The sequence below is a fragment of the Pseudomonas sp. FP2309 genome (assembly GCF_030687575.1).
Taxonomy (GTDB): domain Bacteria; phylum Pseudomonadota; class Gammaproteobacteria; order Pseudomonadales; family Pseudomonadaceae; genus Aquipseudomonas.
This window is the reverse complement of the sequence record NZ_CP117439.1, coordinates 118573-142074: the sequence shown is the minus strand read 5'-3', so window position 1 is coordinate 142074 and position 23502 is coordinate 118573. Positions and strand designations below refer to the sequence as shown.

The window sequence follows — 23502 nt, the reverse complement described above, 5'->3', positions numbered from 1 at the left end:
TCACTCCTGTCAAAAACCGCTTTCCCTGACCCCTAACGCTGCCGCCCGGCGCCAGGCTGAGCCCAGCACCGACTCACTGCGCCCTTGCAGCACCACCACACCGCGCAGCGGCTGGTGGGGCGTGGGGATCGGCTGCACACTTTTAAATCGCGCACCGTATTGCGCCTGTACCGGTTCCGGGCGTCTGTTTTCATCGCGACGCACGGCAATCGGCCCATGGTGATCGGAAGCCAATGCCTCCTGATCCAGGTACACCACGCCGTTGGCATCAATGTCGGTCAACTCCACCGTAATTGCAGCGTGCATTGGGTCATCGGCGATAAACCGCCCAGTCGCCCCCGGCAGCACGCGCCACAACTCGGCCTCAGCGAGGTAACCGCGCAGGCGCGCGCCGTCCTCCACCACTTGCGCCAACGCGTCCTTGGGCGACAGCCAGCGGCCTGTGCTCAATTGCGGTAACACATCGCGCACGGTCCCGGCATGGGGCGCGCGTAACAACAGGCGCTCACGCTGGGCGGCCAGGCCCCGGTATTCGGCCAGGGCCTGGGACAGCCGCTGATCGTTAATGCCGGCATCCGCCGCGGTTTCGCTGCGTCCCGCCTGGCGACGCATCTGCAACTGCAGGATCTCCACTTCACGACGTACGATGCTTTGCCGGGCGTCCAGGTCGGCAGACTCCAATTCGATCAGCACCTGACCCTGGCTCACCACCTGACCATCCACCACGTGCAACGCCTTGACCCGCGCGGCCACCGGCGCATGCAAGGCGCTGGCGCGGCCAGCTTCGAGCATCGTCGGCAGCTCGACTGCACTGCGCCACGGCACCACCAACGCCAGCACGATCAGCAGCAAACCCAGCCCGGTGACGACAACCCTCGGTGCATGGGCCTGGCTGCGTCGGCTCCACCATTCACGCCACTCCTTGAACACCGGCAGGAAGATGAACCACACCAGCTCCACCAGCATCAGGAAGATCCCGAGCAGCTTGAAAAACAGGTGATACACCGCCAGCGCAATCCCCAGGAACAAGGCCGCCCGCCACAGCCAGGCCAGGTAGCCCCACCACAACAGGCGCCGTTGCATCGTCAGCGACCAGGGCTCCGGCGCCGGTTCACCGTAACCGAACAACAGCTCGCGCAAGCGCCAGCGGCACAGGGCGAAGGCACGACCTTGCAGGTTATCCACGCCCCACAGATCACTGATCAAAAAGTAACCATCAAAACGCATGAACGGGTTGAGGTTGATCGCCAGGGTGGTCAGCCACGTGGCGCTGGCCAGCATGAACGCGGCAGTGCGCGCGGGGCCGTCGGGCAGCAGCGACCAGGCCAGCAGGGCAACGCAGGCAAGCAGCAACTCCGCCATCACGCCACCGGCACCGATCATCAAGCGCGAGCGGCGATCATTCACGCGCCAGGCGTCGCTGACGTCGGTGTAAAACATCGGCAGCAACACCATGAACGCCACGCCCATGCTCTGCACCCGACATCCGGCGCGCTTGGCCATGAACGCATGCCCGAACTCGTGGCACAGCTTGGCAAAAAACAGCGCCACCCCGAACGCCAGCGCGCCGCCCAGGCTGAACAGGTGCGGGAACGTCGCCAGGAATCGCTGCCAGTCCCGCGCAACCAGAAACCCCCCCAGGCCCAGCACGATGGGCAAACCGTAGCGCAGCAGGCCCGGCCCAAAGCGCGCCAGCCACGGCCAGGCGCGGTTGAGAAAAGCGTCCGGGCGCCACAGCGGGATGCGGAAAAACAGGTATTGGTGCAGCAGCACTTGCCACAGGCTTTGCTTGCGCGCAGCGGCTTTGTACAGGTAACTGGCGCGCTGTTCGGGGTCCAGCGCGGCGATCAGGTCATGGGCCCGCAAAAAACTCAGTAATTCGTCCACTTCGCGGCCACCCAGCGGCAAGCCCGGCTCGCAGTTGGCGGCTTGCAAGACTTTTTGCGCATCTCCCAACGACCAGTGGCGTAGCAGCCGAATGGCGGTCGCCCCCAGCTTGAAGTAGCGCCCACGCACCGGGTCGGCCAGAGTCCAGCGCGGCGAGCCATCCAGAGCCGCACCGGCGCTGGACAGTTGCAGGTCCTCACGCAGTTTGGGCAGGTTCATCAAAGCCCCACGCTCTGGCGCAGGCCCGCCAATGGTCGACGCAACAGGTACAAGGCCAGCGGCGCGCGCTCGCCAAAGATTTTCGCGGTGCCGCGCAGGCCGATACGCGGCGGTGCGTCGTCGAACAGCGCGTCCAGGCGATAGGCCAGTTGCCCGCCAGGGGTGGGCTGGGCTTCGTAGGCGGCGCGTTGCAGGGTCGCCAGATGGCGGTGCAACGGGTCGCTGTCGAGAAACAGCGCGACTTGGGCGTTCGGCGCCAGGGCAATCGCATCGCCCACCGCCAGTTCGATGCGCAGCTCGGCCTGGCCGGGATCGGCGATCTGCAACAGGCGCTCGCCGGTCTGCACCGGTTTGCCGAGCCAGCGCTCGGCATCGGCGAACACCGCGATACCATCGCGCTCGGCGCGCACTTCGCTGCGCTTGAGCAACTCGCGGGCATAGTCACGTTCGGCACGCTTTTGCTCGACGCGCGCGGCGAGCAAGTCAATGCGCGAGCTGGATTCGGCGTCGGCAAATGCCCGCTGGGCATTGGCCTTAAGCTCCGCTTCGGCCACGCCCAATGCACGCGCAGCCACGTCGGCCTGGGCCGTGAGGGTGGTGCTTTCAAAGCGCAGCAGCAGGTCACCGCGCTTGACCGGTTGGTTGGGTTTGACCAGAAATTCAGCAATCACGCCGTCCAATGGCGCCGCCACCACTTGCCCGGCCAGCGGCACCACTTCGGCGGGCGCCAGCACCGACTGGCGTACCGGGATCGACAACAACAGCAGCAACGCCACCACTATCAAGGCCCGACGCTTACGGGTCAGGCGCAAGCGCCATGGCTGGCGGGGTTGCAACGCGAGCCAGGCATGACTGTAGGTGTCGCCCAATTGCGCCAGCAGCACCTGCTCGGCCGGGTTCCACGGCGTATCCCGCGCCAGCCACACGCCGCCGAACACGCGGCCTTGGGGGCCAATCAACGGCAACCAGAACACGTGCCCGGCCGACAAACTCTGCCAGTCGGCCTGCACCTGCGCACTCAATAGATCGGCGGGCACCACACGGGCGGTCTGGCCCAGCGCCTGCTTGTGCAATTGCGCCACGGCCTGCTCGACGAACGCCACAAACGGCGCGCTCGGATCGACGCTGCTCACAGCAGTCACCGCCTGCACCTTGCCGGCGATTATCAGCGCCGCATGGCGGTAGCCGAACAGCGGCTGGCCGTCATTAACCAGGCTGTAGGCCAGTTGCTCGGTGCTGCGCGCGGCACGGGTCTGGCGTTCAAGCTCAAGAAATTGGGCGAACACCCGCTCGGTATTGCCTGGCAACGGTGCGTTCATTGCAGTTGTGCGAAGTGGGCGGTGCCGCTCATGCCGGACATCAGCCCGCTGGCATTGGACACCGTGGCCACCAGCAACAGGGTCTGGCTGCCCTCGTCAATGCGTGCGCCCAGACGTTTGACGGTGGCGTTGAACGCTTGGCCGGTTTCATCGGGGGTGAAGGTGAACGCCTGCCCTGGCTTGAGCTTGCCCATCCAGCGCGACGGCACCAGTAAGTGGATCTCCAGGCTGCGGTTGTCGACGATTTCCAGCAACGGCGAGCCCGCCGAGACGCTTTCATAGCGTTGCACTTTGCGCTGCACCACTTGGCCGTCATACGGCGCCAGCACGCTGCAACGCTTGACCTGCACCTGATAGACCTGGGACTGGGCCTGGGTTTCAGTGAGTTTGGCTTGCGCGCGTGCCACTTCGAAGCGGCCGACGGAATTGAGCGCCGCCAACTGTTTATTGTGGGCCAGCTCTTCACCGGCGCCGCGACTGGCCGCCGATGCGGCATTGAGTTGCGCTTGATAGGCCGAACAGTCGAAACGCGCCAGGGTGTCGCCCTTCTTGAAGGACTCACCCTCGCTGAACGGCAGATCGACAATGCGCCCGGACAACTCGCTGGCCAGCATCGCTTGGTCGCGAGCGCGCAATACACCTCGCGCTTCGCTGCCGGTGCTCGCGGCGGTCGTGGCCGGTTGATCCAGCAACGGATCGTCCGCCATCACCGTCGGCACAGCGCCCATCAGGCAGCAAACACTCAACAGCCATCCATGCAACAACTTCATAAACGTCTCTCCCTGAGCATAAGCGCAGTCTAGGCCAGCGAGATCAAATAGCTACTTTCCCAGTCGGACAATTCTGCGATTTGTGTAGGCCTTCACCAAAGCCAAGGTCGGATCAGGCTACTATTGGCGCCCTCCAAGGACCCAGGATCAAGGACACGTCATGCGCATCGGTTTTCTGTCACCCCTGACATTGGCTCTGCTGGCCGGTATTTCCCTGCAGGCCCACGCCAGCTCGGATGATTCGTGCTACCCGGATTGGCGGGTGTCGCGTGACAGCCTCGACCCGTGCAATAACCTGCCGTTCCTCAGCCCCGGCAATGACAGCCGCGCCAACCTGCGCCTGTTGCTGGCGGACAAGAAAAACGCGCCGCTGACCCCGAATGCCTTGAGCGAAGATGACCTGGCCCAGGGTTTTGGCCCGGTGCCGTTTGCGGTGTATCGCCTGACTGCCGCGTCCAGCGCAGAAACCGAGCCCGACTCGGACGACTCGTCTACCGCCGAACTCGACACTCTGCTGACCTCCCTGGGGATCAAGCGCGAAGCCTATGAAACCGCCGGTGAAGCGTTCGTCGATGGCGAAGGCAGCCGCTGCCGCAGCAATGACGATGACAGCGCCACGGCGTTTGTCCGCCAAGTGGTGAAGGCCGACATGCCGAGCGCCGAGCGCCAGTTGCTGGCGAACGCGCGCCTGCAATTGCTCACCGCCTGCACTTGGGATGGTCCGGTGGTCGCCGAGCCGATCGAGTCGTCCAATGGCCGCCTGCTGCGCACTTACCTGCAAGCCGCCGCCGACTTCTACAGCGGGCGTTTCAGCGAAGCCGAACGCGGGTTTGCCGCTGCCGGCAGCAGCGACCAGCCCTGGCTGAAAGAGACGGCGCTGTATATGACCGCGCGCACCGCCCTGAACCAGGCGCAGGCCCAGGCCTTCGACGAGTACGGCATGCCGCAGCTTGAGCATGTGGATAAGTCGGCAGTGGGCCGGGCCGAAAAAGGCTTCCTTGAGTACCTTAAGACTTATCCACAGGGCGACTACGCCACGTCCGCCCATGGCCTGCTGCGTCGCGTGCATTGGCTGGCGGGTGATGCCGATAAGCTCTCCGAAGACTTCGCCTGGCAGATGACCGAAGCCACCGAGGCTCAGCGCAATGTGTCACTGGACGAATTGGTGGAAGAAGCCGACCTTAAATTGCTGATGGTCAGCGGTGGCAGCCTCAAGAACCCGATGCTGCAAGTGGTCACCGACCTGATGTTGATGCGTGCTCACACCCCGCCGAGCTTGACCCGCGAAGCCCTCGACAAGCAGAAAGCCACCTTTGCCAACGAGCCCGCGCTATTCGACTACCTGCAGGCCGCCTACGCCCTGTACGTCGAGCACCAACCCGACAACGCCCTGAAGCACCTGCCACAGGACGTGCCGTCGCACCTGGACTACTTCGCCTTCAGCCAACAGACCCTGCGCGCGTTGGCACTGGAAGACAAAAAAGATTGGAAAGGCGCAGAAGCCCTGTGGCTGACGCTGCTCGCCCAGGCCAAGTTGCCGCTGCAACGCGACCAACTGGAACTGGCCCTGGCCATGAACTACGAGCGCAGCGGCCAACTGGCCAAGGTGTTTGCCGGCGACTCACCGATCAGCGCCAAACAGGTGCGTTACATCCTGCTGCGCAACGTCGCCGGGCCTGAATTACTGCGTCAGCAGAGCGCCCAGGCCAGCGACCCGCTGGAGCGCCAGACCGCGCAATTCGTGTTGCTCTACAAAGACCTGCTGCGCGGCCAGTTCGCCACCTTCGCCGAAGACCTCAAACAACTGCCGGCCTCGCCCTCGGAGGATAAGTTGGGCACCAGCCTGGGTTATGTGTACAGCGGCGGCCAGACCTTGAAGCTGTTCCAGTGGAACGGCGAGAAAGCCGAATCCGGCTACACCTGCCCGAGCATCGTGCAAACCGCCGCCACCTTGCAAGGCGACGCGAAAAACCCGCAAGCCCTGAACTGCTTCGGCGAATTCATCCTGCGTAACGGCCTGGATGGCATGCCCCTGGAGCAGGCGCGCGCCGCCGGCAGCCTGGGCAGCACCGCCTCGGACTTCAAGGGTGAAACCTTCTCGCGCCTCGACGGTTACAAACAGGTGATCGGTAACGCCAAGGCGCCGAAGAACGACAAGGCTTACGCCTTGTTCCGCGCCATCAACTGCTACGCCCCGGCCGGCTACAACAGCTGCGGCGGCCAGGATGTCGAACCTGCGGTGCGCAAGGCCTGGTTCCGCCAACTCAAGAGCGGCTTTGCCGACACCCAGTGGGGCAAATCGCTGCAGTACTACTGGTGAAACACCTATGGCTGGGCTTGCTGCTGCTGGCGAGCCCGGCTTTCGCCGCCGTCGACGCCCGCGACTATGACGCTTTCTGGCTGTGGAGCGGCGTCACGCCCCAGCCGGTGCTCAAGCAGGCCAAAACCCTGTACATCCTTCAGGGCCAGATCAACTCCACCCGCCGCGCGCCACAGCGTGGTGTGCGGATGATTGCCCAAGGCACCGGCGTGCCGCGCATCACCCAAGGTGAAGTCTGGGTGGTGTACCGCGCCCATACGCTGCATTGGCCGGAGCGGGTCTACAGCCAACTGCTCAGCCAGGTACAACGCTGGCGCGAGGCCGGCAACCCGGTGGTGGGCATCCAGATCGACTTCGACGCACGCACCCAGTACCTGCACGACTACGCCGACTTCCTGCGTGACCTGCGCCGACGTCTGCCCTTTGAGCTGCGTCTGAGCATCACCGGCCTGATGGATTGGAGCAGCAACGCCGACCCGGCCGCCATCGCCCAGCTCAAGGGGGTGGTGGATGAGGTGGTGGTGCAGACCTATCAGGGGCGCCACAGCATCCCGGACTACGCTGCGTATTTACCGCGCCTGAATCGGCTGGGGTTGCCGTTCAAGATTGGCTTGATCCAGGGTGGCGAGTGGCAAGAGCCGGGGTATTTGAAGGGGAGTGAGTGGTTTCGGGGGTATGTGGTGTTTCTGCAGAACCCGGCACCGCACACACGCCCCTGACGGCTCATATCCATTGCGCGAAACGCGCTGTCGTGGTGAGCGGGCTTGCCCCGCGCCGGGAAGGCCGTGTCAGCGCTGCATGCCCCACCGCTTCACGGTGAGCCGCTCGAAGGTGTCAAACACCAGGTTTTCGACCAGCAGGCCGATCAGGATCACCACGGCCAGCCCGGCGAATACTTTGTCGGTGTACAGCTCGTTACGGTTCTGGAAAATGTACCAGCCCAGTCCGCCCTTGCCGCTGGTGGCGCCGAACACCAGTTCGGCGGCGATCAATGTGCGCCAGGCAAACGCCCAGCCGATTTTGAGGCCCGCGAGGATAGACGGCAGGGCCGCCGGGATCAGGATGAACAGCACAAAGCGCATGCCCTTGAGCCCATAGTTGCGACCGGCCATGCGCAGGGTTTCGGACACGCCTAGAAACCCCGAATAGGTATTGAGCGCCAGCGCCCACAGCACCGAATGCACCAACACGAAAATCAGGCTGTTCTGGCCCAGCCCGAACCACAGCAGCGCCAGCGGCAATAAGGCGATGGCCGGCAGCGGGTTGAACATAGACGTCAGGGTGCTCAGCAGGTCGCGGCCCAATTGGGTCGACACCGCCAAAGTGGTCAGGGCAAACGCCAGCACAATGCCGATCAGGTAACCCTTGACCAGCACCACCAGCGAGATGCTGACCTTGCCCAACAGTTCGCCGCTGAGCAGGCCGTCGTACAGCGCGTGAAAGGTCTGCAAAAAGCTCGGCAGCAACAGGTCGTTATTCTGGTAGCGCGCCACGGCTTCCCAGAGGATCGCCAGTACGATCAGGATCAGGCCCTTGCGCAGCCAGCCTTGCTGCCATAAGCGCTGGCGCAGCGGCAGTTCGCGCTCCACGGGCACGCTGAGCAGCGGTTCGAGGGTGATTTCGTATTCCTGGCGCATGGGTTGCTCCGTTAGTAAGCGATGCGGATGTCAGCAAAACCCAACTCGGGTTCGGCGGCGCTGGCCTCATCGAACAGCAGGCGATGAATCCGTCGCGCCGACGCTTGGAAGTCCATACCGCCAAGGCTGTGCAAGTCGTATTGATGACTGTGGATTTCCGCGCGCACCCGCCCTGGATGTGGCGACAGCAACAGGATGCGATTGCCCACCACCAGCGCCTCCTCAATGGAGTGGGTGACGAACAACAGGGTGAAGCGCACTTCCTCCCAGAGCAGCAGCAACTCTTCCTGCATCTTGCGGCGCGTGAGGGCGTCGAGCGCGGCGAAGGGCTCGTCCATCAATAGGATTTTCGGCTGCATGGCCAGGGCACGGGCGATCGCGACGCGGGCCTTCATGCCGCCGGACAGGGTATGGGGGTAGGCATCGGCGAAGGCGCTCAGGCCAACTTTGTCCAGATAATGCAACGCACGTTCTTCGGCTTCGCGACGCTTGAGCGTGTTGGATGCCAGCAAGGGAAACATCACGTTCTGCTTGACCGTTTTCCACGGCGGCAACTGGTCGAACTCCTGGAACACCACGATGCGGTCCGGGCCCGGCTGCTCGACCTTGTGCCCCAGCAATCGGATCTCGCCTTCGCAGGGTTTGATAAACCCGGCGATGGACTTGAGCAACGTTGATTTGCCACAGCCCGACGGGCCGAGCAAGACGTAGCGGTCGGCCGGGTCAATCTCGAAGCTGACGTGGTGCGTGGCACGCACCACGCGCTCGGGCGTACGGTATTCGAGGCTGACGTTATCCACCGCCAGCAAGGGCTCGGCGGTGTACAGGTTGCTGGCCGCGTGGCCTTGCAAGGGTGCGTTCATCTCAACTTCCTTGCAGGGGCTTGGCGTCCTGGAAGAAGTAGTCCTTCCACGATTCAGGCTTGTTTTTGATGGCGCCGACGCGATAGAGAAATTCGGCCAGCGGGTAGGTATTTTTTGGTGTGACGCTGAATTCGAACTGCGGGTTATCGATGATTTTGAGCAGTTCGGCGCGGTCAATCCTGGCCTTGGTCACGCGGATATAGGTGTCGGCGGCAGCGCCTTTGTCGTTCTGGGCGAACTGCGCAGCTTCGGTCAGTGCCTCGACGAACGCCTTGTAGGTTTTGGGGTTGTCGTTGCGGAATTTTTCCGTGGCGAACAGCACCGTTGGCGAGTTCGGCCCCAACAGGTCATAGGTGTTGAGCACCACGTGCACATTGGGGTTAGCCAGGGCCTGGTCCTGGAACGGAGGGTTGGAAAAATGCCCCGTCAATTCGGTGCCGCCAGCGATCAGGGCAGCGGTGGCGTCCGGATGCGGGACGGCGACGGTGTACTTGTCGAGGCGATTGAACGCATTATCGCCCCACTGTTTGGCGGCCGCGTATTGCAAAAAGCGCGACTGCACTGACACCCCCACCGCCGGTACCGCGATGCGGTCTTTTTCGGTGAAATCGGCGATGGTCTTGACCTTGGGATTGTTGCTGACCAGGTAGTAGGGGAAGTTGCCCAAGGACGCCACGGCCTTGACGTTCTGCTTGCCGTGGGTGCGGTCCCAGATGGTCAGCAGCGGGCCGACGCCGGCGCCGGCGATATCAATGGAGCCTGAAAGCAGCGCGTCGTTGACCGCCGCGCCACCGGAGAGTTGGGTCCAGTCGACTTTAATGTCGATGCCTTCCTGCTTGCCGTACTTCTCGATCAGGTGCTGGTCGCGCACCACGTTGAGCAAGAGGTAGACGATGCCGAATTGTTCGGCGATGCGAATCTCACCTTCGGCCTGGGCCGCCGCCGGCGCTACCAGGCTGCCGGCCAACAGGCTCAGACCCAGGCCGAACGTGGCGGCCAGGCGTGCCAATGGAATGCTCTTGGACATGGTCATGCTCCCAATCAGAAAGGCGCGTCGCCCTGGATGGTGGTACGAAACAGCTTGCGGCGCAGGTGGCTGGGGCAGCCGGCTGCCAGGTGGATCAGCGAGCGGTTGTCCCAGAACACCAGGTCGTGGGGCTGCCACTGGTGGCGATAGATGTTGTGGGGCAAGACGCTGTGGGCATAGAGCTGGGTGAGCAGGTCGCGGCTCTCGTCCTCCGGCACGCCGACGATGCGGGTGGTGAAGCCTTCACTGACAAACAGCGCCTTGCGGCCGTTTTCCGGGTGGGTGCGCACAATGGGGTGCACCACTTCGGCCACTTGGGCCAATTGTTCAGGAGTGAGCGTTGGGCGCCAGTTGCCTTCGAATTTGGTCTCGCTGTAGCGCGCGGTGTAGGAGTGCGCGGCGCTGCGGCCCTCGACGGCGGTACGCAGGTGCTCGGGCAGTTGGTCCCAAGCCTTGTGCATGTCAGCGAACAAGGTGTCGCCCCCTTCAGAGGGCAACTCCTGGGCGTGCAGCATCGAGCCCAGGCTGGGCAGTTCTTTATAAGACAGGTCCGAATGCCAGAACTTGCCTGCATCCCCCAAGCCTATGGCTTGGCCGTTTTCAATGATGTTGGAGACGATCAGGATTTCCGGGTGGTTTGCCAGCAGGAACTGTTTGAGCACATGAATCTGCAACACGCCAAAGCGGCGGCTGAACGCGATCTGTTGCTCAGGGGTGATGCGCTGGTCGCGAAAGACCACCACGTGATAATCCAGATGCGCGCGGTGAATACGCGCAAAATCCTGATCATTGACTGGCCGGGACAAGTCCAGGCCGATAATCTCGGCACCCACGCTGCCCGGCAAGGGGCGAACCTCGAAGACTTGGGCGGTAGGGGTCACTGGTAAAACAGCAGAGGCGGCGGACATGAGTTCACTCCCGGTCGGACAGGGAAATGACTTTATAGGTATAAGAAATTAATTTTAAATACCGTTAAAGAATATATATATGCGAGGAATGACGCACGGTGCCCGCGGCGTGTAAGACCTTCCAAAACACGTTCGTGGGCTGTGGGAGCCGCGTGTTGAAACGCTTACAAGCCGAAACCGTGCCTGTTTGACAAGCTTCTGGGCAGTCTCTAGTGTTCATTGGATCCAATTAGCCAGCACCCTCCGAACAAGGAGCATTACGTAACCGTGACGCAGAAGCCGACCCCTTTGAACAGCATCAAGGTCAGCGGTCCCATTCCCGCCCACCTTGCTCGCTCCGTGATTGAAGAAACCTTGCGCAATGCCATCCTCGATGGCCGATTGCCCTGCGGTACCGCCATGCGTCAGCAGGAGTTGGCCAGCCTGTTCGGGGTAAGCCGTATGCCGGTGCGTGAAGCCTTGCGCCAGTTGGAGGCGCAGTCACTGGTGCAGGTGGTGACCCATAAAGGAGCCGTGGTAGCCCCTTTGATAGAGGACAATTCGGCAGAGACCTACGAACTGCGAATGCTGCTGGAGTCCGAAGCCTTGCGCTTATCGATTCCGTCGTTGACCAACACCGACATCGCCGAGGCCAATGCATTCATCAACGCTCTGGAGCAGGAAAAAGACTACGCCGAGATCGGCCGCCTCAATCGTTTGTTTCACATGGCCCTTTACAGCAAGGCCCCTAACCAGCGCCTGCTCAAATTGGTGGAGCATGGATTGAACGAGGAGGAGCGGTTCCTGCGTTTCAACCTTGAAGCGATGGGGCTGGGCCAGATGTCTCAGGCAGACCACCGTGAACTGTTGAACCTGGTGGCACAAAAGAAAGTCGAGGAAAGCGTCCTGACTTTACGTAATCACTTGATGCGAGGAATGGAGGTGATTACCCAATACCTCAGCGGGCTCGAAGCCGCTCGCAAGCAAAAAACTTAACAAAGTGTCTACACACTGGTGTTGCGCCTCCTGCGTGTCGGGGACGTCTATCTAACGGATAGTGCCCCGCGCCCAAGAAACTTCCTACTATCACAAAGCAACTTACCGACAGCTAATATTATTTAGAAAAACATCTAATACACTCATACGCTCGTCGACTTATTTATCCCGCCTATTATCTTTCACGGCTAAACCAGACTCTTCATTCAATAGCGCCGCCTCACCCCCGTGAGCGTTCGGGCGCGCAAAGCCTGGTTTATAGCTGTTTATCTCCTTGCTGATCACGACGGCCCAACGCTGTCAGTCGGCAGACGCAACAACTAATAGGCATCATCCATGCAATCATCGTTAATTGAACAAAAACAACATCAGTTATGTGGCCATTCGTTATTTTCGGAAATAACCTCACAGCGCAAGTTACAGGTTTTCATGGAACACCATATCTTCGCTGTTTGGGATTTCATGACACTCACCAAACGCCTGCAACAGGACCTGACCTGCACTCGCCTGCCCTGGCTGCCACCCGCGGACCCGCAGGCCGCGCGCTTGATCAATGAAATTGTGCTGGGTGAAGAGTCAGACGAACACCCCAGGCACGGCCACTGCAGCCATTTCGAGTGGTACTTGGAAGCCATGGCCGAAGTCGGCGCCAACACGCGGGCGATCAACCGTTTCATTACGCTGCAACGCGAAGGCGTGGAAGCAAGCACCGCCCTGCACATGATCGATGCGCCTGCTGGCGCAATCCGATTCGTCAGCGAGACGTTGCACGTTGCGCGGCACGCCCCCACCCACCGTGTGGCAGCGGCGTTTTTTTACGGACGCGAGCACGTCATCCCGAGCATGTTCAGACACCTCTTACAGTCAGACACGCTCATCCGGCTTCAGGCGCCCGCCTTGCGTGGCTACCTTGAACGTCATATTGAGTTGGACGCGCAGAGTCATGGGCCGGCAGCTGCCCAGTTGCTCGACCGCTTGGTGGCTAAAGACCCGGTTTACCCCAGGCACGCCAGTGATGCAGCCCTGAGTGCCATGCAAAACCGGATCACGCTCTGGGACGAGGTGCAGGCCGCGCTGCAAGAGGTGCAGCCATGAAGGTTGCCGCCTACACCTCAATTGCCGACGACTGGGAACGCCGCGCAACCATTCGCACCCGGCCCCGCCGCCTGTTGGAAAACGACGACAAACTGATCTATCCGCTGTGCCGCCAGCCCCTGGTACTCAGTGCAAGCTTTATGGAGCACTGCCCGCAATGTCGCGACTTCGTCCTGGCACAGAGCTTCTACAAATTCATCAATGATGTGGTGATCTTCGAGACCGAAATTGTCGAAAAGACCGCACGCGACATCGCCAAGAACCGCTTCTCGGTGCCTTTCCCCCTCGCCTGCCGCATTGATGCGATGACGGTGGTGGTGGACGAGGACTACCACGCCCTCGTCGCGCTGGACTTCCTGCAACAAACCGTAGAGATGACCGGCATACAACCACTCGAACTGCCAGAGCAAATCGAGCTGAGCAAAGCGCTCTCGGCGGCAAAGGCTCATGCGCCGGCCTACCTGCACGATGCGGTAGAGCTGATTGCCGTGGCCATCGCCGAAAATACCGTCACCCAAGATGTGGCCGCGTTTTCCAAGGACCTCACTGTAAAAGCCTCCATCCGTGGCTTGATGGCCGACCATTTGTTTGACGAAGGCCGCCACGCGCAATTCTGGACTCGCTTGGTACAACGCTATTGGCGCACGGCCAGCCCGGACGATCGCGACGTCATCGCCCAGGTGTTGCCGATATTCCTGGCGCGCTACCTGACCAACGAGTTGCAGAAAAACTTCGATCTGCACCTGATAGAGCAGCTGAATATCGGCAGCGACCTGCGCAGCACACTGCGCGCTGAAATCCTCGCGATGGCGTTTCCCATCACCCACCGGCACCCGTTGATGGGCAATATCGTGAGCTTCCTGCGCCACAGCGGCCTGCTGCAAACACCCAGCGTGGCGCAGGCAATGCACGACTACCTGCCGGTGCCTGTATGAGGCGCCTGGCAATCGGCTGGAGAGGTACCAGCAATGCACTAGCCGCTATCAGGCCGGTGCTGGAACAGTACGGCCATGTGTCGGCGCAAGAAGCCTTCGACCTATGGATTGAAGACGGTAGCCTGCCGCTCCCGGATGACGCGGGCAGCACCCCCTGCTTAAGCCTGCGCGCGGGGATTGGCCCGGTAACCGAGTGCGGGCTGCCTGCGCTGCAAGTGCGTGCCTACGACCGTGATCGACGGTTGTCGGCTGTTCTGAACATTGCCGAGGAGCCCAGCGGCAACGGGCAACGGCTGTGTCGGCAGGTGACCAGCGCATTGGTCGATTGGGTGACGCTGCACGTCAGTGGTTTTTCAAGAGACCCTGATTACTTTTCTATGAGTGCGATCGCTACGGACTGGCCCGAGCAGGGTTTGCAGGCACTCGAAACGCTGGCCTTTATGCATCGGTTCAATCGCACCCAAAACCTCGCGCTGATGCAAACGGCCAGGGTGCCGGTGATCGAACGAATTCACGCGAGCCTGTACGCTTTCGCCGACCGGCCAGCACTGAGCATCGCCGGGCGGGAGGTGACCTACCGCCAGTTGCATGCCCGCGCCACGGCAATCCAGCAGCGCCTGCACCCGTTGCTGGAGACGCGCACTGCGCCGCCAGTGGTCGGCGTCTGCCTCGAAAAATCCGTCGATTTGTACGCCGGCATACTCGCGGTACTGGGCTGTGGTGCGGTGTACTTGCCGCTGGGACCTGAGCAGCCTGCTCAACGGCATGAGGTCATGCTTGAAAACGCCGGGGCCCGGGCATTGCTGGATACCGGTCAGCACCCTTTGCGGGAGCGGTTCCCTTCACTGGATGTCAGCGCGGTCGGCACGGGCAACACCGCCCCGCTGTTCCAGCCGACAGACGCCGGCGATCGCCTGAATGCGCCGTGCATCATGCTCTACACATCGGGAACCACTGGCCAGCCCAAGGGCGTGCTGCTCAGCGAAGGCAACCTGGCGCATTTCACAGCCTGGTTCGAGGCCCGGATGGCACTGGATAAACACAGTCGGGTGTTGCAGTTTTCGCCCTTGAGTTTCGATTCATCGTTGATCGATATCTTTCCCTCCTTGATCTCAGGCGCCATGTTGGTTGTCCCGAGCGAGGAGCAACGACGCGATCCTCTGCAACTGGTGGCGTTACTGCGCCGGCAGCGCGTTACCCATGCATTCATCCCGCCCGCGCTGCTCAGTACCTTGCCATTGGATCAGCCGCTGGGGGTGACGCACCTGCTGACCGGTGGCGATGCCTGCGAGCCCCATGTGATAGAGCAACTGGCCGGGCAATGCCAGCTTCACAACCTCTACGGTCCCACCGAGACCACAGTGTTGGTCACACACCGAACGCTGGCTCCCGGCGACAACTGTCGCAACATTGGCTACCCCATTGCTAACAGCCAAGTGCTGATCCTCGATGAAAAACTGCAGCCCGTGGAAGAACAGGTAACGGGCGAAATCTACATCGTTGGCCCTGGGGTAAGCCTGGGGTATGTGAGCGCGACGTCGCAGCCCGCCAGCGCGTTTGTCCAATTGCAGACAGGTGGCCACGTCGTTCAGGCGTACCGCAGCGGCGACCTTGCACAGTGGACCGCAGAGGGCATTATGTTGGGCGGGCGGCGTGATGATCAGGTCAAAATCCGCGGCTTTCGGGTCGAACCCCAAGAGATTGAACAATGTCTGCGCAACAGCCGGCTATATCGCGAGCTGGCCGTGGTGATTGACCGTGACCGCCGGATCCACGCCTTTGCCGCCCAGCCTGAACCAGGCGCCACCGTAGCGGCGCTGCGCAGACATGCACGGCAGTGGTTACCGGATTATCTGCAACCGGGATCCTGGCTTGAGGTGCCCCGCATGCCCCACTCGGCAAACGGTAAAGTCGACCGCCAGGCGCTACTGGCTCTGCCGCCACCTCCCCTGGTGCAGCTGGCCTCCTGTCCTGCTCACACCCCGCTGCAAACTCGGCTGCGCGACCTTTGGGGCGAGCTTTTGGCGCTGCCGGTGGAGAACGTCGCGATCGATGACAGCTTCTTCGACCTCGGCGGCCATTCGATTTTGCTGTCGACGTTGTTGCTACGTGTTCGCGAGCAATGTGGCCGCAGTTTTGCGCTGAGCCCGTTCATTGAAGCACCAACGGTCCGTACACTCGCGGCGCTGATCGAGGAAAGTGAGCGCCCCGACGCCTGCTTCGGCAAGGCGGTCCGGGATGCCCAACGCAAGTGGACGCTCAACACGCTGCACGAGGACTTCGCCGGCGATCCATACAAAGTGATCGTCACCGGTGCCAACAGTTTTGTCGGCGTACATATCGTCCAAGCCCTGGTTACCAATGGCGCAACTTCGGTGGCGTGCCTGGTGCGAGAGCGACCGGGGCAGTCAGCGATGGCGCGTTTTAACCAGGCGCTGCGTGATTACCGTTTGGAACACCTGGACCTGAGCAGGGTGCAGGTATTTGCCGCGGACATCAGCCGGCCTCGATTGGGCTTGGCGAGTAACGTCTACGACTACCTCGTCGAAGGCTTCGGCGTGCTGGTGCACAATGCGGCCCAGGTCAACCACGTAATGGACTATGCCTCACTGGCCAGCGACAACGTCGACCCTATATTCGAATGCCTGCGTTTGTGCGAGACAGGCAGCAAGAAGGTCTTCAATTTTGTATCGACGTTATCAGCCTGCAGTAGCGTCGACACGCTTGGTCATGTACTTGAAACCCCCGCCGCAGCCACATTGCCGGTGTACATCAAGAATGGCTACAACCTGTCCAAGTGGGTGGCGGAGCGGCATCTGGGACATGCACTCAAACAGGGAGCCTGGGTGAATATTCATCGTCCTGGAAACGTCAGTTTCAACAGCCGTAACGGGGTCTGTCAGCCGCAAAAAAATCGCCTGTTGCTGATGCTCAAAGGCTCTTTGCAATTGGGCCTGCTTCCACGACTCGATCTGAATTTCGACCTGATGCCGGTGGATTTCCTGGCTCGCTTCATTGCCTTCCACAGTGGTCGTTTCCAAGCCGATAGAAACGTGTTCAACCTACATAACCCACAACCTTTGAGCTGGGGGGACTATCTGGATGCGTTCAGCCGGTCGGGTCACACGTTCGAGCGAGTGAGCCTCGCGCGATGGCAGGAGGCGCTAAGGACTGTGGACCAGGACAACGCGCTGTTCGGCGTACTCGGGTTTTATCTTGATGGCCTGGATGAAGACATCGGCGACACCGGGATGATCCTTCACGACAACGCGCGCCATGGCGTTCAGCAGATGGGCGAGAGGTATCCCGACAAAGAACCCACGCTATTGAGCAAAGGCTGCAATTACCTCAAGGCTATCGGCTTTCTATGAACGGCCCCAGGACAACCTCATGAATCTGCTGCAACCCGATACGTTAATCCACAACCCGACTGGCCGGCCGATAGTGGCCTCTGTAGTGGTCGACTGCCAGGCCTGCCGTTTGTGGGACATGGTGGGGGAATTTTCCAGGTTCGATGTATTCATCACCGACCTGACGCATATTGAAATGACCGGTACCGGCGTAGGTGCATTGCGCACGAAGTTCTTCCGAGATGGCAACCGTGTGGTTGAACAGCTCAACAGTCGGGATGAGCACGCCATGCACATGACATGGACCACGATCTACAACACCCTGGGTGTGGCCAGATTGTGGTCAGCCATTAACGTCGAGGCTCTGGGAACGCGTTGTTCCAGAGTCACCTGGACCATCATTGCCGAGCCCGTAGAGGCGGCACAGAAGGGGTTTGAACAGTTTGTGCAGGACTTCGCAGACAGCGCGCTGGACAATGTACGTCGTTTGCTGAGCAGGCCGTAGGAGCGCGACGGCTCGCTCCTACGCACACAGGTGATGGGTCAGATCTTGAAACTGTCGACCAGTTGCTTCAACCGATTAGCCTGCTGCGACAACGCATCGCAATCCTTCAGCGTTTCGTTGAGGTTGGCCACGCCCTGCTGGTTCAGCAGATTGATCTGGTTGATGTCTACGTTGAGGGTTTCCACCACGGCAGTCTGCTCCTCGGTGGCGGCCGCGACGGACTGATTCATGCCGTCGATCTCGACGATCCGCTGCGTCACGCTGACCAGGCGCTCACCGGCCTGGTTGGCGACCTCGACGCTTTCCTCGCTGGAGGCCTGGCTGGCGTTCATGGTGGTCACCGCCTCACGCGAGCCCACTTGCAGAGAAGTGATCATCTTATGAATCTCTTCGGCGGACTCCTGGGTACGGTGAGCCAAGTTGCGCACTTCGTCAGCGACCACGGCAAAGCCTCGTCCTGCCTCACCCGCACGTGCGGCTTCAATCGCGGCGTTCAGTGCCAACAGGTTGGTTTGCTGGGAGATACCTTTAATCACATCGAGGATGTGACCAATGTTGTCCGTGCTGGCGTTCAGGGTTTCGATCTGAGTACAGGACAAACTGATTTTTTGCGACAGCTCCGACATTGCCAGAATGGTTTGCTCCACCACTTTGCGTCCGTCGTCAGCTTGCTCGCTGGCACCGCTGGCGTGCTGTGAAGCATCAGCGGCGTTACGCGCGATTTCCTGGGTGGCAGCACCCAGTTCGTTGATTGCCGCAGCCACACTGTTGGTGCGCGCGCTTTGCTCGTCAGAACCGATAATAGAGGCGTTGGACGACGCCATTACCCGTTGCGACAGGTCATGAACCTGGCGTGTTGCGGACGATACTTCGGAAATCGAGGCGTGGATACGCTCCACGAACCGGTTGAACGCACTGCCCACTTCGCCAAACTCATCTTTGCTGGTAACGGCGAGACGACGAGTCAGGTCACCCTCCCCCTGAGCAATGTCCTGCATCGCAACGCCCATGGTGGTCAGGGGGCGCAGCAAGACTTGAATCAGCAAGCTCAAGAGCACAGCAATCGCAACGACGGCAATCAACATGGCGATCAATGCGGAAGTTCGGAATTTCCCCAGAGGGGCGTAGGCCTTGTCTTTATCGATCGACAGACCGATGTACCAATCCGCGCCTGGTAGGCCGCTGATCGGAGTGAATGACAGAATACGATCCTGGCCCTTGAGGACGACATCCTGGTTGAGCTTTTCAATGCGAACGCTGGTCCCGGGGTAGATGTCCTTGAGGTTTTTCATCACTTGGTCTTCGTCAGGACTGACGATGACCTGGCCGTCGCCACTGACTAGGAACGCATGGCCGATGCCGCCGAAATCCACCGAGTTGATAATTTTCACCAGGGTTTGCAGGCTTAGGTCGCCGCCGACGACACCAAGCAGTTCGCCGTTCTTTTTCACCGGCATGGCGATAGTGACAATCTGCCCACCTACGGCAGCCATATAGGGCGGCGTGAGCATGGGTTTATCCGCCGCCACGGCTTGTTTGTACCAGGGGCGCTGACGGGGGTCATAACCGTCGGGCATTTTTGCATCCGGGCGCTGGGTAAACACGCCGTTGGTTTGGCCGACATACGTGAACTGGAAGTTCGAGGTGAACGCAGGTTGATCGACCAGGCCTGGAAGATCGGCGGCACTGCCTTGGTGGGCAACGTTTTGCGTCAGGCTTTCAAGCACCAGTATTCGCCCACTGAGCCAGTTCTGCACACTGCTGGCGGTGAGCTCACCGGATTGCTGGATAGACGACTCCAGGTTCTGTTTAATTGTGCTGCGCTGCAGGTAATCGTTGTAAAGGGTGAACAACGCGAAGGCTAGAACCACAACGCCTGACGCGGCCAACAGAATTTTATGACTGAACTTGAGATTCATTTCATCGACTTCTTTTGCCAAAGGGGGATGAGCGTGCAAGGTGAAACATTCCATGAACGGTATGTGAGCGGACTGTCAGTCCGCACTGTTTCGGTGCACGCATGGCTCATCAGGCTTTCGGCCAAATCGACGCAAAACTTAGGAAGTTGTGGGAAAAAGTCGCTTTTTACGTAGGAAATAGACCAGCGGTAGTCAGCAGCCTGCTTCGGTCGGTCCAGATGAGTCTACGAATGTGAATTGTCGCGGAGAGAGAAAACATGACGTGATCGTTCGCCTCTAAACGACAAAACCCCTGTTTGCGTTAGCAAACAGGGGTTCTGGAATTCAATCTTGACGATGACCTACTCTCACATGGGGAAACCCCACACTACCATCGGCGATGCATCGTTTCACTGCTGAGTTCGGGATGGGATCAGGTGGTTCCAATGCTCTATGGTCGTCAAGAAATTCTGTGTATCGAACCGTCGCGTTAGCAACGTGCCGATGAAATTCATGGACTTCTACATAAACAAAACCCCTGTCTGCGTGAGCAAACAGGGGTTCTGGAATTTAATCTTGACGATGACCTACTCTCACATGGGGAAACCCCACACTACCATCGGCGATGCATCGTTTCACTGCTGAGTTCGGGATGGGATCAGGTGGTTCCAATGCTCTATGGTCGTCAAGAAATTCGTGTACTGACTCGTGACCAAACGGCCTCGCTTCAGCAAATTGGGTATGTGACAGCTTTCGGTGTTTTGCGATCTACAAACTTTCGGTTCGTCTCGTCTTCACACACCGCAATCTGATGCCCTTTCAGGTTCTCAAATTGCTTGGGTGTTATATGGTCAAGCCTCACGGGCAATTAGTATTGGTTAGCTCAACGCCTCACAGCGCTTACACACCCAACCTATCAACGTCGTAGTCTTCGACGGCCCTTCAGGGAACTCAAGGTTCCAGTGAGATCTCATCTTGAGGCTAGTTTCCCGCTTAGATGCTTTCAGCGGTTATCTATTCCGAACATAGCTACCCGGCAATGCCACTGGCGTGACAACCGGAACACCAGAGGTTCGTCCACTCCGGTCCTCTCGTACTAGGAGCAGCCCCTCTCAAATCTCAAACGTCCACGGCAGATAGGGACCGAACTGTCTCACGACGTTCTAAACCCAGCTCGCGTACCACTTTAAATGGCGAACAGCCATACCCTTGGGACCGGCTTCAGCCCCAGGATGTGATGAGCCGACATCGAGGTGCCAAAACCGCCGTCGATATGAACTCTTGGGCGGTATCAGCCTGTTATCCCCGGAGTACCTTTTATCCGTTGAGCGATGGCCCTTCCATACAGAACCACCGGATCACTAAGACCTACTTTCGTACCTGCTCGACGTGTCTGTCTCGCAGTCAAGCGCGCTTTTGCCTTTATACTCTACGACCGATTTCCGACCGGTCTGAGCGCACCTTCGTACTCCTCCGTTACTCTTTAGGAGGAGACCGCCCCAGTCAAACTACCCACCATACACTGTCCTCGATCCGGATAACGGACCTGAGTTAGAACCTCAAAGTTGCCAGGGTGGTATTTCAAGGTTGGCTCCACGCGAACTGGCGTCCACGCTTCAAAGCCTCCCACCTATCCTACACAAGCAAATTCAAAGTCCAGTGCAAAGCTATAGTAAAGGTTCACGGGGTCTTTCCGTCTAGCCGCGGATACACTGCATCTTCACAGCGATTTCAATTTCACTGAGTCTCGGGTGGAGACAGCGCCGCCATCGTTACGCCATTCGTGCAGGTCGGAACTTACCCGACAAGGAATTTCGCTACCTTAGGACCGTTATAGTTACGGCCGCCGTTTACCGGGGCTTCGATCAAGAGCTTCGCGTTAGCTAACCCCATCAATTAACCTTCCGGCACCGGGCAGGCGTCACACCCTATACGTCCACTTTCGTGTTTGCAGAGTGCTGTGTTTTTAATAAACAGTCGCAGCGGCCTGGTATCTTCGACCGGCATGAGCTTACGGAGCAAGTCCTTCACCCTCACCGGCGCACCTTCTCCCGAAGTTACGGTGCCATTTTGCCTAGTTCCTTCACCCGAGTTCTCTCAAGCGCCTTGGTATTCTCTACCCAACCACCTGTGTCGGTTTGGGGTACGGTTCCTGGTTACCTGAAGCTTAGAAGCTTTTCTTGGAAGCATGGCATCAACCACTTCGTTAACTAAAAGTTAACTCGTCATCAGCTCTCGGCCTTAGAATCCCGGATTTACCTAAGATTCCAGCCTACCACCTTAAACTTGGACAACCAACGCCAAGCTGGCCTAGCCTTCTCCGTCCCTCCATCGCAATAACCAGAAGTACAGGAATATTAACCTGTTTTCCATCGACTACGCTTTTCAGCCTCGCCTTAGGGACCGACTAACCCTGCGTCGATTAACGTTGCGCAGGAAACCTTGGTCTTTCGGCGTGGGTGTTTTTCACACCCATTGTCGTTACTCATGTCAGCATTCGCACTTCTGATACCTCCAGCAAGCTTCTCAACTCACCTTCACAGGCTTACAGAACGCTCCTCTACCGCATCACTTACGTGATACCCGTAGCTTCGGTGTATGGTTTGAGCCCCGTTACATCTTCCGCGCAGGCCGACTCGACTAGTGAGCTATTACGCTTTCTTTAAAGGGTGGCTGCTTCTAAGCCAACCTCCTAGCTGTCTAAGCCTTCCCACATCGTTTCCCACTTAACCATAACTTTGGGACCTTAGCTGACGGTCTGGGTTGTTTCCCTTTTCACGACGGACGTTAGCACCCGCCGTGTGTCTCCCATGCTCGGCACTTGTAGGTATTCGGAGTTTGCATCGGTTTGGTAAGTCGGGATGACCCCCTAGCCGAAACAGTGCTCTACCCCCTACAGTGATACATGAGGCGCTACCTAAATAGCTTTCGAGGAGAACCAGCTATCTCCGAGCTTGATTAGCCTTTCACTCCGATCCACAGGTCATCCGCTAACTTTTCAACGGTAGTCGGTTCGGTCCTCCAGTTAGTGTTACCCAACCTTCAACCTGCCCATGGATAGATCGCCCGGTTTCGGGTCTATTCCCAGCGACTAGACGCCCTATTAAGACTCGCTTTCGCTACGCCTCCCCTATTCGGTTAAGCTCGCCACTGAAAATAAGTCGCTGACCCATTATACAAAAGGTACGCAGTCACCCAACAAAGTGGGCTCCCACTGCTTGTACGCATACGGTTTCAGGATCTATTTCACTCCCCTCTCCGGGGTTCTTTTCGCCTTTCCCTCACGGTACTAGTTCACTATCGGTCAGTCAGTAGTATTTAGCCTTGGAGGATGGTCCCCCCATATTCAGACAAAGTTTCTCGTGCTCCGTCCTACTCGATTTCATGACTAAGAGATTTTCGCGTACAGGGCTATCACCCACTATGGCCGCACTTTCCAGAGCGTTCCGCTAATCTCAAAGCCACTTAAGGGCTAGTCCCCGTTCGCTCGTCACTACTAAGGGAATCTCGGTTGATTTCTTTTCCTCAGGGTACTTAGATGTTTCAGTTCCCCTGGTTCGCCTCTTGCACCTATGTATTCAGTACAAGATAACCATCTTATGATGGCTGGGTTCCCCCATTCAGACATCTCCGGATCAAAGTCTGTTTGCCGACTCCCCGAAGCTTTTCGCAGGCTACCACGTCTTTCATCGCCTCTGACTGCCAAGGCATCCACCGTATGCGCTTCTTCACTTGACCATATAACCCCAAGCAATCTGGTTATACTGTGAAGACAACATTCGCCGAAAATTTGT

15 protein-coding genes and 3 rRNA genes are annotated in these 23502 nt (G+C 59.3%); 7 read left to right on the top strand and 11 right to left on the bottom strand.

Annotated elements, in window-relative coordinates; all coding sequences use genetic code 11:
* Window positions 1–9 precede the first annotated feature (9 nt).
* From PSH59_RS00665 to PSH59_RS00655, 3 genes are read right to left on the bottom strand one after another with little or no spacing between them, the layout of a single operon-like run.
* Window positions 10–2106 carry a biotin/lipoyl-binding protein gene (locus tag PSH59_RS00665; protein ID WP_305394050.1) on the bottom strand — a complete coding sequence of 699 codons (2097 nt, stop codon included), beginning with the start codon at window positions 2104–2106 and terminating at the stop codon, window positions 10–12.
* On the bottom strand, window positions 2106–3425 hold the full coding sequence (locus PSH59_RS00660) for an efflux RND transporter periplasmic adaptor subunit (RefSeq protein ID WP_305394049.1): 1320 nt from the start codon (window positions 3423–3425) through the stop codon (window positions 2106–2108). The genes PSH59_RS00665 and PSH59_RS00660 overlap by 1 nt, the downstream gene beginning before the upstream one ends.
* Complete coding sequence (locus tag PSH59_RS00655) at window positions 3422–4195, bottom strand: efflux RND transporter periplasmic adaptor subunit (RefSeq protein ID WP_248084046.1); 774 nt, start codon at window positions 4193–4195, stop codon at window positions 3422–3424. Before PSH59_RS00655 ends, PSH59_RS00660 begins: the two co-directional genes overlap by 4 nt.
* A 160-nt stretch (window positions 4196–4355) precedes the next feature.
* Between PSH59_RS00655 and PSH59_RS00650 the strand changes: the two genes are divergently transcribed.
* On the top strand, window positions 4356–6515 hold the full coding sequence (locus tag PSH59_RS00650) for an outer membrane assembly lipoprotein YfiO (protein ID WP_305394048.1): 2160 nt from the start codon (window positions 4356–4358) through the stop codon (window positions 6513–6515).
* Window positions 6512–7234, top strand: coding sequence for a DUF3142 domain-containing protein (locus PSH59_RS00645; protein ID WP_248084048.1), 723 nt, complete (start codon window positions 6512–6514; stop codon window positions 7232–7234). The genes PSH59_RS00650 and PSH59_RS00645 overlap by 4 nt, the downstream gene beginning before the upstream one ends.
* 69 nt (window positions 7235–7303) lie before the next feature.
* Here the strand turns inward: PSH59_RS00645 and PSH59_RS00640 are convergent, their stop codons facing one another.
* From PSH59_RS00640 to PSH59_RS00625, 4 genes are read right to left on the bottom strand one after another with little or no spacing between them, the layout of a single operon-like run.
* Window positions 7304–8152: an ABC transporter permease gene (locus PSH59_RS00640; protein ID WP_248084049.1), complete on the bottom strand. Its 849-nt coding sequence runs from the start codon at window positions 8150–8152 to the stop codon at window positions 7304–7306.
* Window positions 8153–8163: 11 nt separating this feature from the next.
* Window positions 8164–9015, bottom strand: a complete 852-nt coding sequence (locus PSH59_RS00635; protein ID WP_305394047.1) for an ABC transporter ATP-binding protein — start codon at window positions 9013–9015, stop codon at window positions 8164–8166.
* A 1-nt stretch (window position 9016) separates the two neighbouring features.
* Window positions 9017–10042: an ABC transporter substrate-binding protein gene (locus PSH59_RS00630; RefSeq protein ID WP_305394046.1), complete on the bottom strand. Its 1026-nt coding sequence runs from the start codon at window positions 10040–10042 to the stop codon at window positions 9017–9019.
* A 14-nt stretch (window positions 10043–10056) separates the two neighbouring features.
* On the bottom strand, window positions 10057–10950 hold the full coding sequence (locus PSH59_RS00625) for a TauD/TfdA family dioxygenase (RefSeq protein ID WP_305394045.1): 894 nt from the start codon (window positions 10948–10950) through the stop codon (window positions 10057–10059).
* Between the two features lie 267 nt (window positions 10951–11217).
* Here PSH59_RS00625 and PSH59_RS00620 point away from each other — a divergent pair, with 267 nt between their 5' ends.
* From PSH59_RS00620 to PSH59_RS00600, 5 genes are all read left to right on the top strand, one after another.
* Window positions 11218–11925, top strand: coding sequence for a GntR family transcriptional regulator (locus PSH59_RS00620; protein ID WP_305394044.1), 708 nt, complete (start codon window positions 11218–11220; stop codon window positions 11923–11925).
* Between the two features lie 336 nt (window positions 11926–12261).
* Entirely contained in the window at window positions 12262–13020 is a 759-nt protein-coding gene (locus tag PSH59_RS00615; protein ID WP_305394043.1) for a DUF3050 domain-containing protein, read from the top strand.
* A complete protein-coding gene (locus PSH59_RS00610; protein ID WP_248084055.1) occupies window positions 13017–13955 on the top strand; it encodes a diiron oxygenase in 939 nt (312 codons plus the stop codon). Before PSH59_RS00615 ends, PSH59_RS00610 begins: the two co-directional genes overlap by 4 nt.
* Window positions 13952–17326 (top strand): amino acid adenylation domain-containing protein, encoded by a 3375-nt coding sequence (locus tag PSH59_RS00605; RefSeq protein WP_305394042.1) that lies wholly within the window; start codon window positions 13952–13954, stop codon window positions 17324–17326. The genes PSH59_RS00610 and PSH59_RS00605 overlap by 4 nt, the downstream gene beginning before the upstream one ends.
* A gap of 19 nt (window positions 17327–17345) precedes the next feature.
* Window positions 17346–17810, top strand: a complete 465-nt coding sequence (locus PSH59_RS00600) for an SRPBCC family protein (RefSeq protein WP_305394041.1) — start codon at window positions 17346–17348, stop codon at window positions 17808–17810.
* A gap of 38 nt (window positions 17811–17848) precedes the next feature.
* Here the strand turns inward: PSH59_RS00600 and PSH59_RS00595 are convergent, their stop codons facing one another.
* The 4 genes from PSH59_RS00595 to PSH59_RS00580 form a co-directional block, all read right to left on the bottom strand.
* Window positions 17849–19729, bottom strand: a complete 1881-nt coding sequence (locus tag PSH59_RS00595) for a methyl-accepting chemotaxis protein (RefSeq protein ID WP_248084058.1) — start codon at window positions 19727–19729, stop codon at window positions 17849–17851.
* A gap of 328 nt (window positions 19730–20057) precedes the next feature.
* Window positions 20058–20173, bottom strand: a 5S ribosomal RNA gene (gene rrf / locus PSH59_RS00590).
* Window positions 20174–20282: 109 nt separating this feature from the next.
* Window positions 20283–20398, bottom strand: a 5S ribosomal RNA gene (gene rrf, locus PSH59_RS00585).
* 157 nt (window positions 20399–20555) lie between these two features.
* Window positions 20556–23446 (bottom strand): 23S ribosomal RNA (locus PSH59_RS00580).
* Between the last annotated feature and the right edge of the window lie 56 nt (window positions 23447–23502).